15 protein-coding genes and 2 pseudogenes are annotated in these 12,992 nt (G+C 63.2%); 4 read left to right on the top strand and 13 right to left on the bottom strand.

The window, feature by feature from the left end; translation table 11 throughout:
* The first annotated feature begins 206 nt into the window (after positions 1–206).
* Positions 207–671 carry an NUDIX domain-containing protein gene (locus X726_RS153395; protein ID WP_023670246.1) on the top strand — a complete coding sequence of 155 codons (465 nt, stop codon included), beginning with the start codon at positions 207–209 and terminating at the stop codon, positions 669–671.
* 101 nt (positions 672–772) lie between these two features.
* On the opposite strand, the gene recO is transcribed toward X726_RS153395, so the two are convergent.
* The 11 genes from recO to rpoZ all read right to left on the bottom strand — a co-directional run bounded on the left by recO (position 773) and on the right by rpoZ (position 10,186).
* Complete coding sequence (recO, locus tag X726_RS153400; RefSeq protein ID WP_023670245.1) at positions 773–1,564, bottom strand: DNA repair protein RecO; 792 nt, start codon at positions 1,562–1,564, stop codon at positions 773–775.
* A gap of 102 nt (positions 1,565–1,666) precedes the next feature.
* Entirely contained in the window at positions 1,667–2,560 is an 894-nt protein-coding gene (locus tag X726_RS153405) for an aminoglycoside phosphotransferase family protein (RefSeq protein WP_023670244.1), read from the bottom strand.
* 44 nt (positions 2,561–2,604) lie between these two features.
* Positions 2,605–3,531 (bottom strand): GTPase Era, encoded by a 927-nt coding sequence (era, locus tag X726_RS153410; RefSeq protein WP_023670243.1) that lies wholly within the window; start codon positions 3,529–3,531, stop codon positions 2,605–2,607.
* Positions 3,528–4,244: a ribonuclease III gene (gene rnc / locus X726_RS153415; protein ID WP_023670242.1), complete on the bottom strand. Its 717-nt coding sequence runs from the start codon at positions 4,242–4,244 to the stop codon at positions 3,528–3,530. The genes era and rnc overlap by 4 nt, the downstream gene beginning before the upstream one ends.
* Positions 4,244–4,993 (bottom strand): signal peptidase I, encoded by a 750-nt coding sequence (gene lepB / locus X726_RS153420; protein ID WP_023670241.1) that lies wholly within the window; start codon positions 4,991–4,993, stop codon positions 4,244–4,246. The genes rnc and lepB overlap by 1 nt, the downstream gene beginning before the upstream one ends.
* A 90-nt stretch (positions 4,994–5,083) precedes the next feature.
* Positions 5,084–5,497, bottom strand: coding sequence for a holo-ACP synthase (gene acpS / locus X726_RS153425; protein WP_023670240.1), 414 nt, complete (start codon positions 5,495–5,497; stop codon positions 5,084–5,086).
* On the bottom strand, positions 5,494–6,078 hold the full coding sequence (locus tag X726_RS153430) for a DUF2062 domain-containing protein (RefSeq protein ID WP_023670239.1): 585 nt from the start codon (positions 6,076–6,078) through the stop codon (positions 5,494–5,496). The genes acpS and X726_RS153430 overlap by 4 nt, the downstream gene beginning before the upstream one ends.
* A 289-nt stretch (positions 6,079–6,367) precedes the next feature.
* Positions 6,368–6,748 carry a VOC family protein gene (locus X726_RS153435; RefSeq protein WP_023670238.1) on the bottom strand — a complete coding sequence of 127 codons (381 nt, stop codon included), beginning with the start codon at positions 6,746–6,748 and terminating at the stop codon, positions 6,368–6,370.
* 11 nt (positions 6,749–6,759) lie between these two features.
* Positions 6,760–7,338: an orotate phosphoribosyltransferase gene (gene pyrE, locus X726_RS153440; protein WP_023670237.1), complete on the bottom strand. Its 579-nt coding sequence runs from the start codon at positions 7,336–7,338 to the stop codon at positions 6,760–6,762.
* Between the two features lie 87 nt (positions 7,339–7,425).
* On the bottom strand, positions 7,426–9,657 hold the full coding sequence (locus tag X726_RS153445) for a bifunctional (p)ppGpp synthetase/guanosine-3',5'-bis(diphosphate) 3'-pyrophosphohydrolase (protein ID WP_023670236.1): 2,232 nt from the start codon (positions 9,655–9,657) through the stop codon (positions 7,426–7,428).
* A 127-nt stretch (positions 9,658–9,784) separates the two neighbouring features.
* A complete protein-coding gene (gene rpoZ, locus X726_RS153450; protein ID WP_023670235.1) occupies positions 9,785–10,186 on the bottom strand; it encodes a DNA-directed RNA polymerase subunit omega in 402 nt (133 codons plus the stop codon).
* A gap of 331 nt (positions 10,187–10,517) precedes the next feature.
* Here rpoZ and X726_RS153455 point away from each other — a divergent pair, with 331 nt between their 5' ends.
* Together X726_RS153455 and X726_RS153460 are read left to right on the top strand one after the other, a co-directional pair.
* A complete protein-coding gene (locus X726_RS153455; protein ID WP_023670234.1) occupies positions 10,518–11,099 on the top strand; it encodes an NYN domain-containing protein in 582 nt (193 codons plus the stop codon).
* A complete protein-coding gene (locus X726_RS153460; protein WP_023670233.1) occupies positions 11,096–11,761 on the top strand; it encodes a uracil-DNA glycosylase in 666 nt (221 codons plus the stop codon). The genes X726_RS153455 and X726_RS153460 overlap by 4 nt, the downstream gene beginning before the upstream one ends.
* A gap of 9 nt (positions 11,762–11,770) precedes the next feature.
* Here the strand turns inward: X726_RS153460 and X726_RS1000000168970 are convergent.
* Positions 11,771–12,234, bottom strand: a pseudogene (locus X726_RS1000000168970) (zinc-binding dehydrogenase); the annotation flags it as partial.
* 8 nt (positions 12,235–12,242) lie between these two features.
* On the opposite strand from X726_RS1000000168970, the pseudogene X726_RS153465 reads away from it, so the two are divergent.
* Positions 12,243–12,398: pseudogene (locus X726_RS153465) on the top strand (winged helix-turn-helix transcriptional regulator); the annotation flags it as partial.
* Positions 12,399–12,435: 37 nt separating this feature from the next.
* Here the strand turns inward: X726_RS153465 and X726_RS153470 are convergent.
* Entirely contained in the window at positions 12,436–12,924 is a 489-nt protein-coding gene (locus tag X726_RS153470) for an Lrp/AsnC ligand binding domain-containing protein (protein ID WP_050588541.1), read from the bottom strand.
* Positions 12,925–12,992: the final 68 nt, after the last annotated feature.

Raw genomic sequence — 12,992 nt, 5'->3', positions numbered from 1 at the left:
GGCGGCCACACGGCCACCCCAGACGGCTATTCAAGTCACGCCACCGCAATGGTGGCCGAAAAGAAGTTATCGAGCATGTTTCGTCGGCAAATTCCAGCGGCCTACGGTCTTTATCCTCACCCATCATCTGAGATAGCCAGGAATGGCATGCCGCCGCCACTTGCCCAGGAGCCATGCTATCCTCGGATGAACTACGAGGAAATCGAATGCCGAAACGAAGTGCAGGGCTGCTGATCCACCGGACAAGGGCCGGCATTCTCGAATTTCTGCTCGTCCATCCCGGCGGCCCGTTCTGGGCAAGGAAGGATGAAGGCGCTTGGTCGATCCCCAAGGGCCTCGTCGAGGACAATGAAGATGAGTTGGCCGCCGCCCGGCGCGAGGCTGGGGAAGAACTCGGAGTCAGCATCGATGGCGATTTCGAACCTGTCGGCAGCTATCGGCAAGCCGGCGGCAAGATCGTCATCGCCTGGAGTGTCGAAGCCGATTTCGATCCCGATGCCGTTAAAAGCAACATGTTCACGATGGAATGGCCGCCCAGGTCAGGCGTGACGAGGGAATTTCCCGAAATCGACAGGGCCGGCTGGTTTTCCTTCGCCGAGGCCAGCCTCAAGATCCTCGGCGGTCAGCGCGCCATCCTCGATGATTTCATGGAGCATCGCAAAGCCGGCTGAGGCTCTTGCCCTACGAGTACCCCCACCCTAACCCTCCCCACAAGGGGGAGGGAATGCTCCCGCATGCAGCTTTTGGTGTGAACCTGGACGGTTTGCGGAGGTCAGCACCCACCGAGTCTCCCTCCCCCTTCTGGCGCAGCGTCTGCCGTAAGGGCGGCCTTGCCGCCCGAATGATGCTTGCGCAAGGCGGCGAGGAAGCCGGCACGGGCATCGGGCTGTTCGATGCCGCGCGGCTCGTAGACATGGCGGGTGAAAAAGAAACCGGTCAGATGGAAGGCGTCCTCGAGTGCCGCGTGGTCCGCCCGCAAGCCGGAGCCGCGCCGCAGGAAGGCCGGCAGCGCCAGCATCTTGTCGCGCCATGGCGCGCCGGCCTGGCGCGAAACCGCGCGGCCGGATTTCGGCGAGACATAGGCCAGATCCTGCCTGGCGCCGGTCGCCGCGCACTGGCTGAGATCGAGGCCGAAGCCGAGTTCGTCGAGGATGAGCAGTTCGAAGCGCGCCACCAGTTCGCCGGCGGCATCCGAATCGTCCAGATGGGCGATCATCACGGCAAGCGTCTCATACAGGCCGCCATGGGCGTCGCGCTCCGGCAGGAGCCTGAGATGCGCGGCCATGGTCTGCAGGCCGTAGACGGCGACTGCGCTGTCCATCAACCGGGCGGCATTCATCTCGATCGCCTCGGCCTGGAAGGTGCCGAGATGCTCGTCGAGGCGTGCCCGCCACAAAAGGTCGACGCGGTTGCCAGGCTGCAGCACCGGCTGCTGCTTGCGCGAGCGCCCTCCGCGCACCAGGCCGAGATGGCGGCCATGCGCACGCGTCATTACCTCGAGAATGGCGCTGGTTTCGCCATGCTTGCGGGTGCCGAGTATGATTCCCTCGTCGCGCCATTCCATGGCAGGAGCTTGTCACCGGTTGCTTGGCTAAATCAAGGTTTTGGCGCGCCGCGTGCGATCTGTGCTGACATTGGATCCCCACACATCGTCGAAAGGCTCTGATCACGCGAATTCCCGGTGATCGGCCAGGACGTCGTCGATGACGCGGCGCGATCGTTCCGCCTCGGCCTGGTTGGCGTCGTGTCCGGCAACGGTGATCAGCGCTTTCCACAGCGTCCAGCCGCGGCCGCGCGCCCAGGTCGCTTCATCGACGTCGATGGCGGCACGGAACGCCTCCCGGCTCTCGCCCTGGAAGAACGTCCAGGCGATCGCCAGGTCGCAAGAGGGATCGCCGATCCCGGAGGTGCCGAAGTCGATGACGGCGCTCAAACGGCCGTTTTGGACCAGAAGGTTGCCCCAAGCGACGTCTCCGTGGAACCAGACGGGCGACCCTTGCCAGGTGGCGGCAAGGGCCGCATACCAGACAGCGGTGGCCGCCTGGGTGTCGATCTGCCCCTCCAGCGCCTGGAGTGCTTCCCTTGTCTGGTTGTCATACACGCTCAGCGATCCGCCGCGGAAGAAATTGTGCTGGCCCGCGGGCGGCCCGCCCGCCGGATCGATCCGCCGGAGCGCAATGAGGAACTTGGCCAGATCGACCGCGAACTGTCGGCGATCGGCGATTTCGGCGGTCTTGGCTGTTTCGCCGTCGATCCAGCGGTAGACGGACCATTGCCAGGGGTAGTCCTCCCCAGGCTCGCCCATCGCCAGTGGAACCGGGATCGGCAGCGGCAGAAGCGGCGCCAGCCTGGGCAGCCAGCGGTGCTCTTTTTCGACCTGCAAGGCATATGGTGCGGCACTCGGCAGCCGCACAGTCATATCATTGCCGAGGTGGAAGGTTCGGTTGTCCCAGCCGCCAAACGCCACCGGCCTCACCGGCAGATGCCGCCATTGCGGAAATTGCGCGGCGATCAACCGGCGCACGAGATCGGTATGGATGGTCGGTTTTGGATCAGGCATGTCATCGTCTCAAACTGCCGGGCGGCATTTCCAGACGATGAAGCTCAATGGGGAAACTCAAGCCCCATCTCGCGGTAGCGCTCGGGGTCGTCGCCCCAGTTTTCACGCACTTTGACGAACAAGAACAGGTGCACTTTCTGCTCGAGAATGCCAGCTATTTCCATGCGCGCCGACTGGCCGATGGCACGGATCGTCTCGCCCTTGTGGCCGAGCACGATCTTCTTCTGGCTGTCGCGCTCGACATAGATGGTCTGGTCGATGCGCACCGAGCCGTCCGGTTTCTCTTCCCATTTCTCGGTCTCGATATGCGAGGAATAGGGCAACTCCTGATGCAGCCGCAGATACAGCTTCTCGCGGGTGATCTCGGCGGCCAGCTGGCGCATCGGCAGGTCCGAGATCTGGTCTTCCGGATAGTACCAGGGGCCGACCGGCAGAGCTTGCGCGAGATAGTCGAGCAAATCCTTGCAGCCGGAGCCGGTCAGCGCCGAGACCATGAAGGTGCGCTTGAACGGCACCTTTTCGTTTGCTGCCGCAGCCAGGGCCAGCAGCGCCTCGTGCTTGACCCGGTCGACCTTGTTGAGGATCAGCACCATCGGCTGGCGGACGTCCTTCAGCCGCTCGAGGATGGCGTCGGCGTCACCCCTGATGCCGCGCTCGGCATCGATCAGCAGCAGCACGATATCGGCGTCCTTGGCGCCACCCCAGGCGGTGGTCACCATCGCGGTGTCGAGCCGGCGCTTCGGCTTGAAGATGCCGGGCGTATCGACAAAGACGATCTGCGCGTTGTCATGCGTGGCGATGCCGCGCACGATGGCGCGGGTGGTCTGCACCTTGTGGGTGACGATCGACACCTTGGCGCCGACCAGTTGGTTGACCAGCGTCGACTTGCCGGCATTGGGCGCCCCAATCAGGGCAACGAAGCCGGAATGCGTGGCCTCCGCTGCCGGAGGGAGATCTTCGCTGCCGGTCATGCCGCACTCCCTTGGTTGGCCCAGATGCCCTCGCGCATAAGAAACGCCGATGCCGCCGCTTCTTCGGCTGCGCGGCGAGAGCCGCCCGTGCCGCTTGCCGGCGCAAACCCGCCGACCTTCACGGACACCGTGAAAACCGGTTGATGTTCAGGTCCCTCGCGTTTCTCGATCGCGTATTCGGGCCTGACATCGCTGGTCTTGGCGAGCCATTCCTGCAGGTCGGATTTCGGATTGGGCGGCTTGGCCACCACCTTTTGCGAGCGCGGCTCCCAGTAGCGCAGGACGAATTGCCTTGCGGCATCGAGGCCGCCGTCGATATAGACCGCCGCGATCAGCGCCTCGACCGCATCCGCCAGATAGTTTCCGCCCGAGCCACGCGAGCGCGCCTTCAAGGCAGCGTCGGCCCGAACCAGATCTTCGAGCTGCATTTCAATGCCAATCTCGGAGCATGTCCGCGCATCGACCAGGGCATTGAAGCGCGGGGCGATTTCACCTTCCGGCGCTTCAGGAAACTTTTCGAAAAGCAGGTCGGCAACGATCAGGCCGAGCACGCGGTCGCCAAGGAATTCGAGGCGCTGGTTGTTGCTGCTTGCCTTGACCGCACTGGAATGGGTCAGCGCGGTCTCGAGCAAACGGACATCCCGGAAGGAATGGCCGGTTTTGGCTGTCACCAAATCGGCCAGAGTTTCACCCGTCGGGCGCTTCAAAGCCATCAATTCACGAAATGGAACAGGCGCGACAGGCGCACCAGCGACGGCCATTTCCAGATCTCGAGCGGGCTCGCCTTCCCGGCGATCGAGAAGAAGACGATGTTGGCGCGGCCGACAAGGTTCTCCGCCGGCACGTAGCCGACGCTGAGGCGGCTGTCGGAGGAGTTGTCGCGGTTGTCGCCCATCATGAAATAGTTGCCGGGGGGCACGACGAACTCGCGGGTGTTGTCGGTGATCGAATTCGGTGTCAGGTCGAGCGTGTCGTAGCTGACGCCGTTGGGCAGGGTCTCGCGATAGACGTCGACCGGCTCAGGCACTTCCGTGATATCAGGATTTTGGATCTGGCCGGTTTTCACACGAGGCACGCCCTGGCCGTTGATGAACAATTGGCCGTCCTTCATCTGGATCTTGTCGCCGGGCAGGCCGACGACGCGCTTGATGTAGTCGAGCGACGGATCCGGCGGGAACTTGAAGACCACCACGTCGCCGCGCTTCGGATCGGAACCCCAGATGCGGCCGGAAAAGATGTCGGGGCCGAATGGCAGCGAATAACGCGAGAAGCCATAGGACCATTTGGTGACGAACAGATAGTCGCCTTCGAGCAAGGTCGGCCGCATAGAGCCGGACGGGATCGAGAAGGGCTGGAACAGCAAGGTGCGGATGACCATGGCCAGCAGCAAAGCCTGGATGATGACGCTGACGATTTCGCCAAGCCCGCCGGATTTCTTCTCGGATTTTTCAGCCACGCTCATGTCGTCCTCGATTGTGCGTTGGATGGTATAGAGTCTCGGCGCGCGCTGGGCAACGTCAAGTCGGCGTTAGATAGCGGTCGTCTGATGCAATCAATGTGGCGCTTGTTCGGCGGGCAACGCCTCGATGATCACAAAGGCTTGAGCAAGCGGGAAATCATCGGTGATTGTGAGGTGGATCGCCGCTCTGTGCCCCTGTGGCAGGATTTTGGCCAGCCGTGCCGCCGCTCCCCCGGTCAGCGCCATGGTCGGCGCGCCGCTGGGCAGGTTGGCGACCCCCATGTCGCGCCAGAACACGCCCTGCGCCAGGCCGGTGCCAAGCGCCTTGGCGCAGGCCTCCTTGGCGGCGAAGCGCTTGGCATAGGAGGCGGCGCGGCCCTTGCGGCCTTCGGAGCGGACCTGTTCGACCTCGGTGTAGATGCGCTGGATGAAGCGCTGACCATGCCGTTCCAGCGACTTTTCGATGCGTCTGATGTCGATCAGGTCGCTGCCGATGCCGATGATCATTCCGCCGGAACTTCCCGTCCGCGGTGCCCGGCCTTATGCGCCCGCTCTGCCATGCGCTTCCTGCGCTGCTCGCGAAAGGCTGTCATCCCCCAGCGGGTAATGCCGTAGAAGATCAGCCCGAAGATCAGGCCGAGCGGCACAGCGCCGATCAGCATCGGCTCGAGCACCGGGTGCCACAGCTTTGCAAACGACAGCGTGTGCATCATCTCACCAAGATGCGCAGGCGGTCCGTTCTTGGGCAGGCGCTCATGCAGGATCAGCTTGCCGACTTCCCAGGACGCTCCCCACAGCAGCGGGAAAGTCAGCGGATTGCCGAAGAATACCGCGCCGAGGGCGGCGGCCACCAGATTGCCGGCGACCACCCAGCAGAGCACGGCGGCGACGGCGAAATGGAAGCCGAGCGGAAAGAAGGAGGCGAAAACGCCGGCCGCGACGCCGGCCGCGACCGCATGCGGTGTCGCCTTCAGCCGCAGGATGCGCTTGGAGAAATATTGCAACGAGCGCGAAAACGAGCGGCGCGGCCACAGATAGGTACGCACCCGCTCCAGAATGCCATCAGGCTTTCGGCGTCGAAAAAGCACTCTGTTCCAGTTCCCGGTTCATCACGCCCAAATTGCAACCATCCCTGGCCGGGCGCGGTCGCTCCATCTTGCGCTTCGAGGGCGCAGAAAGGCAACAACGACTTTGATATAGCGACTGCCTTGCGGCGGAACAATGAAACGCCGCCGCGATGGTCTGCCGCAGGCGGGTAACGATGGTCTGCCGCAGGCGGGTAACAAGAGCGCCATTGGGGCGAAACTGAGGACAATATCGATGAAAGCTCCCTGACGACGGCAATGTCCGCGCGAAGACGACGCCGAGGCGGATAGACTATTCCCGATATTCGCTGACTTCGACCAAATTGCTGTCCGGATCGCGGAAATAGACCGACATCATCTTACCGCGGGCGCCGGTGCGCTCGACCGGGCCGACTTCGATGGCAACGCCGTTGGCTTCCAGACTGGCGCAAATCTCGGCAAGCGGCCTTGCGGCGATCAGGCAGAAATCGCCGGACCCAGGCATCGGCGTCTTGGCTTTCGGTTCAAAAGTGTGCGTTGCCTGATGCAGATTGATCTTCTGCGATCCGAACAGCAACGCCGTCGGCCGGTTCGGCTCGTCGAGGCGCTTGAGGCCAAGCACCCGCTGGTAGAAGGCGCAGCTGTCCTCCACCGAGCGGACCGTCAGCACGAAATGATCGATGCCGGCGATCATGGTGATGTCCCCTAAATGTTGCGGCTACCCGGCTTGATCGCCGGGATGGCGGCAAGTTCCGGCGGCAGGCGGTCGGCGGGATAGGCCGGCACCTCATATTCGGCAAGCGCGATCAGCGGCACGCCGACATTGGTCTTGCCGGCCGAGCGGTCGATGATGCAGGCCGCCGCCACGACCTCGGCGCCAATCGCGCGCAGGCAGTCGATGGTTTCGCGGATCGAAAGACCAGTGGTGACGATGTCCTCGACGATGACGACGCGCGATCCCGGCGCGATCTCAAAGCGGCGCAGCCTGAACTCGCCGCCTTCGCGCTCCACCCAGATTGCTGGCACACCGAGATGGCGCGACGTCTCATAGGCCGGGATCAGGCCGCCGATCGCTGGGCCGACGACGTAGTCGACCTTGCCCGGCACCGCCTTGCGGATCTTTTCGGCCAGCGCCTTGCAAAGCCGCTCGGTCTTGTCGGCATGCATGAAGACGCGCGCCTTCTGCAGGAAGACCGGGCTGCGCAGACCCGACGTCAGGATGAAATGTCCCTCCAGAACAGCGCCTGCCTCGCGGAAAATGCCCAGAACTTCGTCGGTATTCATAACTCGCCCCATGTCCATGGTGAATGGTGAATGGTGAATGGTAGTGAGAACGCCTTCTTTCACTATTCACTATTCACTATTCACTATTCACCCATTCACACGCCGCGCATCGCTGACGCTCGAATTATCCTTGAGCTGCGACAGCAGCCGGTTGAGGTGCTTCAGATCCCAGACTTCGAGATCGATCAGCATTTCGGTGAAGTCGGGCGCGGTGCGCACCATCGACAGCGTATGAATGTTGGCGTCGTTGGAGGCAACGACCTGGGCGATGTCGGCGAGCGAGCCCGGCGCGTTGATGGCGGTGACCGAGACGCGCGCCGGAAAGCGCTCCTTGGTCTGCTCGTCAATGTCCCAGCGCACGTCGATCCAGCGCTCCGGCTGGTCGTCGAAGGCCTGCAGCGCCGGCGACTGGATGGGATAGATGGTGATGCCGGTGCCCGGCTGGACAATGCCGACGATGCGGTCGCCTGGCACGGCCCCTTCCGGCGCGAAACGCACCGGCAGGTCGCCGCGCACGCCGCGGATCGGCACCGCGCCATCGCGCGGCTGGTCCTTGTCCTTGCGCGCGGCTCGGGTGCCGGGCATCTGGAACAGCATGCCGGCGGCGTTGCGGATCTTCGACCAGCCCTCCTCGCGCTGCTTGGGGGCGCTGACGGTGACGCGCTCGTCCTTGTAGTCTGGGAAGACGGCCTTCATGACGTCGGTCGAGGCAAGTTCGCCGCGCCCGACCGAGGCCAGCACATCCTCGATGTCCTTGCGCGCCAGCCGGTGCAGCACCGGCTTCAGGCTTTCCTTGGTGAAGGTCTTGCCGGCGCGTTCGAAGGCGCGCTCGAGAATGCGGGCACCAAGACCTGAATATTGCTTGCGAATGGCGTTCTTGGTGGCGCGGCGGATGGCTGAGCGCGCCTTGCCGGTGACCACCACCGACTCCCACGCCGCCGGCGGCACTTGCGCCTTGGAGCGGATGATCTCGACCTCGTCGCCGTTCTTCAGTTCCGTCATTAGCGGCATGATGCGGCCGTTGACCTTGGCGCCGACGCAGGTGTCGCCGACGTCGGTGTGCACGGCATAGGCGAAGTCGATGGGGGTGGCGCCGCGCGGCAGAGCGATCAGCATGCCTTTCGGCGTGAAGCAGAACACCTGGTCCTGGAACAGCTCCAGCTTGGTATTTTCGAGGAAGTCTTCCGGGTTGTCGCCTTCTGCCAGTTGCTCGATGGTGCGCCGCAGCCAGGCATAGGCGTTGGTCTCCTTCGAGATCGCATGGGCGGCGCCGTTCGTCTTGCCGCCGGTGTCCTTGTAGATCGAATGGGCGGCGACGCCATATTCGGCGATCTTGTTCATCTCGCGGGTGCGGATCTGCAGTTCGACGCGCTGACGCGAGGGGCCGACAATGGTGGTGTGGATCGAACGGTAGTCGTTCTGCTTGGGCGTCGAGATGTAGTCCTTGAAGCGGCCAGGCACCATCGACCATGTGGTGTGGATGGCGCCGAGCGCGCGGTAACAGTCTTCGACGCTGTCGACGACGACGCGGAAGCCGAAGATGTCCGAGAGCTGCTCGAAGGACAGCGCCTTGGCCTCCATTTTGCGGAACACCGACCAAGGCTTCTTCTGCCGGCTCTTCACGCCGGCGTTGATGGCATGCTTCTCGAACAGCGCCGACAGCGCCTTTTCGATGTCGGTCAGCACGCCCTTGTTGCGCTCGAATATCTCGGCAAGCCGCGCGGTGACGGCGCGGTAGGCTTCCGGATTGATGAAGCGGAAGGCGATCTCTTCCAGCTCCTCACGCATGCCTTGCATGCCCATGCGCCCGGCCAGCGGCGCGTAGATGTCCATCGTCTCCTCGGCGATGCGCAGGCGCTTGGCCTCGGGCATGTGGTCGAGGGTGCGCATGTTGTGCAAACGGTCGGCGAGCTTGACCAGCAGAACGCGGACATCCTCCGAGATGGCCAGCAACAGCTTGCGCAGGTTTTCCGCCTGCTCGGCCTTCTTGGAGACGAGATCGAGCTTCTTCAGCTTGGTCAGGCCTTCGACCAGCTTGCCCATTTCGGGGCCGAACAGATCGTCGATCTCGGCCCTCGTCGCGGTGGTGTCCTCGATCGTGTCGTGCAGCAAGGCGACAGCGATCGTCGCCTCGTCCATGTGCATTTCGGTGAGGATGGCGGCGACTTCGAGCGGATGCGAGAAATAGGGATCGCCGGAAGCGCGCTTCTGGTGGCCATGCTTCTGCATGGCGTAGACATAGGCCTTGTTGAGCAGCGCCTCGTTGACGTCAGGCTTGTAGCGCGCAACGCGCTCGACAAGCTCATACTGACGCATCATGGGCGGGTTCTCACGGTGCTGAAATGATTGATGCGCCGCACTGATGTACGGCGCATCTCATAGATAGCCACGAAACTCACGGGACGGAAGTGCCGGAACCATATTCCCGGCAGGTCCAGGGCAGCGATTAGTAGTCGTCGCTCTTTTCCGGGGGAACCAGGCCCTCGATGCCGGCCAAAAGGTCTTCCTCGGTCATGCGATCGAAGGTGACGTTTTCTTCCGCGTCGTCGGCGTCGGTAGCTGCAACTGCGTTGCCGGTCTGGTCGGCGATCGCCTCGCCGTCGGCCTCGGGCTCGTCGACCTCGACATGCTTCTGCAGCGAGTGGATCAGATCTTCCTTGAGGTCGTCGGGCGACAGCGTCTCGTCGGCGATCTCGCGCAGCGCCACGACCGGGTTCTTGTCGTTGTCGCGCGGCACGGTGATCGGCGCGCCCTGGCTGATCTGGCGGGCGCGATGGCCGGCAAGCAGCACGAGCTCGAAGCGGTTGTCGACCTTGTCGATGCAGTCTTCAACGGTTACGCGGGCCATTGATTGCCCCTTTCATGCCTGGATTTGATGGAAAACAGGCGCGGTCCATAACCCGAACGCCGCCAAAATACAAGCATTATGCCGCTGCGGCCTCGCGGGCTGGCGGATGCCTGTTTCCGGCGCCGTTCGATACCCCGTCGATGAAGCCCGTCCGCCCGCGACGACACGGCGCCGATCACAATTGCTTGCAGTCAGCCCGGGCACCCTTGGATTGCCGCAAAACTGGCGCTATCTCGGTTGACGAAAGGTCAGCCGGTTTATTTACGAGCCGACCGATATAAGCGACCCATTTCGATTAGTCCGCCACCTATTTCGAAAAAGGAATATTGCCATGTTCGACCCTCGTGAAAAAATCGCTCTTTTCATAGACGGCGCCAATCTTTACGCCACGTCGCGCGCACTCGGCTTCGACATAGACTACCGCAAACTGCTGTCCAGCTTTCAGAAGCGCGGCTACTTGCTGCGCGCCTATTACTATACCGCCCTAGTCGAGGATCAGGAATACTCGTCGATCCGCCCGCTGATCGATTGGCTCGACTATAATGGCTTCAAGGTGGTGACCAAGCCGGCCAAGGAATTCACCGACTCGACCGGCCGCCGCAAGATCAAGGGCAATATGGACATCGAACTGACCGTCGATGCGCTCGAACTTGCCGATGTTGTCGACCACTATGTCATCTTCTCCGGCGACGGCGACTTCCGCACACTGGTCGAAGCGCTGCAGCGGCGCGGCCGCAAGGTCTCGATCGTCTCCACCATGGCCTCGCAACCACCGATGATCTCGGACGATCTGCGCCGCCAGGCCGACCATTTCATCGATTTGACCTCGCTGAAGAACGAGGTCGGCCGCGATCCCTCCGAACGGCCGGTGCGCAGGCCCGAGCCGGCCGAAGTCGAAGAGGAAGACTATTGACGGCGGCGGCCTTGGACGCCGCTCCCGAACCCGACCGCGACTGCCCGCTCTGCCCGCGCCTGCATGACTTCATTGCAGACTGGCGGCAGCGCGAGCCCTCGTGGTTCAATGCGCCGGTGCCGACTTTCCTGCCGCCTGATGGCGAGGACGCCGTCGAGCTGCTGATCGTCGGGCTGGCGCCGGGCCTACGCGGCGCCAACCGCACCGGGCGGCCTTTCACCGGCGATTATGCCGGCGACCTGCTCTACTCCACGATGATCGCGCACGGCTTTGCCCGCGGCGAGTTCAAGGCGCGGCCGGATGACGGGTTGCAGCTGGTCGGCACCGCGATCACCAATGCGGTGCGCTGCGTGCCGCCGGAGAACAAGCCGGTCGGCGCCGAGATCGCCACTTGCCGCAGCTTCCTGGTGCCGACGATTGCACGCTTTCCAAAATTGCGCGCCGTGCTGGCGCTCGGTTCGATTGCGCACCAGTCGACGGTCCGGGCACTGGGCGGGCGTGTCGCCGCCTATCCGTTCAAGCACGGCGGTCAGTTGCCGGCCGGCGGCGTCACGCTGTTTTCCAGCTACCACTGCTCGCGCTATAACACCAACACCGGTGTGCTGACGGAAGCGATGTTCGTTAGGGTATTCAGCGACATCGCGGAATTCCTGAAAAAATAGCCGCGCCTTTCAGAACCCCTCCAGCACGATCTTGCCCTTGGCCTTGCCGGTCTCGATCAGCGCATGGGCGCGCTTCAGATTGGCGGCGTTGATAGTGCCGAACGTTTCGCCCAGCGTGGTGCGGATGATGCCGGCGTCGACAAGCCGCGCCAGTTCGTTGAGATGTTCGCCCTGCGCGGCCATATCGGGCGTTTCATACAGCGAGCGGGTGAACATCGGCTCCCAGTGGACCGAAACGCTCTTGCGACCCAGTCGCGGGTTTCGGGCCGCGATGCGGTGGCGATCATCGTCAGATCGGTCAGCTGGCGCGCGAGCTGGACCGCGATCGACCCGACGCCGCCGGCGCCGCCGACGATCAGGATGGTGTTCGCGGCGCCGATGACTAGCTTCTTCACATTGAGGCGGTCGAACAGCGCCTCAAAGGCGGTGATCGCCGTCGTCGGCAGTGCTGCCGCCTGCGCATAGCCGAGCGAGCCAGACTGGGCTCATCGCCCGCAAGGTCTATGCGCAGATGCCGCCGAAGGTCGAGTACAGCCCGACGCCTCGTGGCCGAAGCCTGGAGCCCGTGATCACCGTGCTGAAGGTCTGGGGCGATGCGAATGTGACGCTGGCGCCGGAGGTTTCCCAGGCCGCTTGAAGCGGAGGCGTGGCAACCGCTTGCGTTGGTCCGGCCCTCACACCGGCAGCAGCGCGTCCGGCTTCACGTCCGATATCGACGCATAGGTGTGCGTTTCCCTGACACCCGGCAGCGGCAGGATCACGCGCTTCAAAAAATCCTGATAGGCGGCCATTTCCGAAATGCGCGCTTTCACCAGATAGTCGAAGCCGCCCACGACCATATGGCACTCCAGCACTTCGGGGGCCCTTGCTACCGCTTCGGCGAAACGGTCGAACACATGCGGCGCCGCCTGGTCGAGCCTGACTTCGATGAAGACGAGCGTGCCGCGGCCGATCTTTTGCGGATTGAGCACGGCCCGGACCGCGGTGATGAAACCCTCACGGAAAAGGCGCTTCACGCGCTGGCTGGTGCCGGTCGGCGACAGGCCGACACGGGCTGCTAGGTCAAGCGTCGTGCGACGCCCGTCCTCCTGCAGCAACCGAAGCAGGCTGCGATCGACGGCGTCGAGCTGATCGGATTCATGATTCACGTTTGCAGCGCCCATATCGCGTGACTTTCACTTCCACATTGCGAAAACAGCATATTTTGACGCACCATTTTCGACAATAGGCT

The organism is Mesorhizobium sp. LSJC285A00 (assembly GCF_000503155.1).
In the GTDB taxonomy this organism is placed as follows: Bacteria; Pseudomonadota; Alphaproteobacteria; order Rhizobiales; family Rhizobiaceae; genus Mesorhizobium.
The sequence above is the reverse complement of the archived record's forward strand: the minus strand, read 5'-3'. Positions and strand labels throughout refer to the sequence as shown.

Excerpts from the sequence above, each read along its gene's own strand:
- era (WP_023670243.1), bottom strand. The coding sequence starts at position 3,531 with ATGACCGGCAGCGAAGATCTCCCTCCGGCAGCGGAGGCCACGCATTCC.
- acpS (WP_023670240.1), bottom strand. The coding sequence starts at position 5,497 with ATGATCATCGGCATCGGCAGCGACCTGATCGACATCAGACGCATCGAA.
- recO (WP_023670245.1), bottom strand. The coding sequence starts at position 1,564 with ATGGAATGGCGCGACGAGGGAATCATACTCGGCACCCGCAAGCATGGC.
- X726_RS153455 (WP_023670234.1), top strand. The coding sequence starts at position 10,518 with ATGTTCGACCCTCGTGAAAAAATCGCTCTTTTCATAGACGGCGCCAAT.
- rnc (WP_023670242.1), bottom strand. The coding sequence starts at position 4,244 with ATGGCTTTGAAGCGCCCGACGGGTGAAACTCTGGCCGATTTGGTGACA.
- lepB (WP_023670241.1), bottom strand. The coding sequence starts at position 4,993 with ATGAGCGTGGCTGAAAAATCCGAGAAGAAATCCGGCGGGCTTGGCGAA.
- X726_RS153435 (WP_023670238.1), bottom strand. The coding sequence starts at position 6,748 with ATGATCGCCGGCATCGATCATTTCGTGCTGACGGTCCGCTCGGTGGAG.
- X726_RS153405 (WP_023670244.1), bottom strand. The coding sequence starts at position 2,560 with ATGCCTGATCCAAAACCGACCATCCATACCGATCTCGTGCGCCGGTTG.
- X726_RS153470 (WP_050588541.1), bottom strand. The coding sequence starts at position 12,924 with ATGGGCGCTGCAAACGTGAATCATGAATCCGATCAGCTCGACGCCGTC.
- X726_RS153445 (WP_023670236.1), bottom strand. The coding sequence starts at position 9,657 with ATGATGCGTCAGTATGAGCTTGTCGAGCGCGTTGCGCGCTACAAGCCT.
- rpoZ (WP_023670235.1), bottom strand. The coding sequence starts at position 10,186 with ATGGCCCGCGTAACCGTTGAAGACTGCATCGACAAGGTCGACAACCGC.
- X726_RS153395 (WP_023670246.1), top strand. The coding sequence starts at position 207 with ATGCCGAAACGAAGTGCAGGGCTGCTGATCCACCGGACAAGGGCCGGC.
- pyrE (WP_023670237.1), bottom strand. The coding sequence starts at position 7,338 with ATGAATACCGACGAAGTTCTGGGCATTTTCCGCGAGGCAGGCGCTGTT.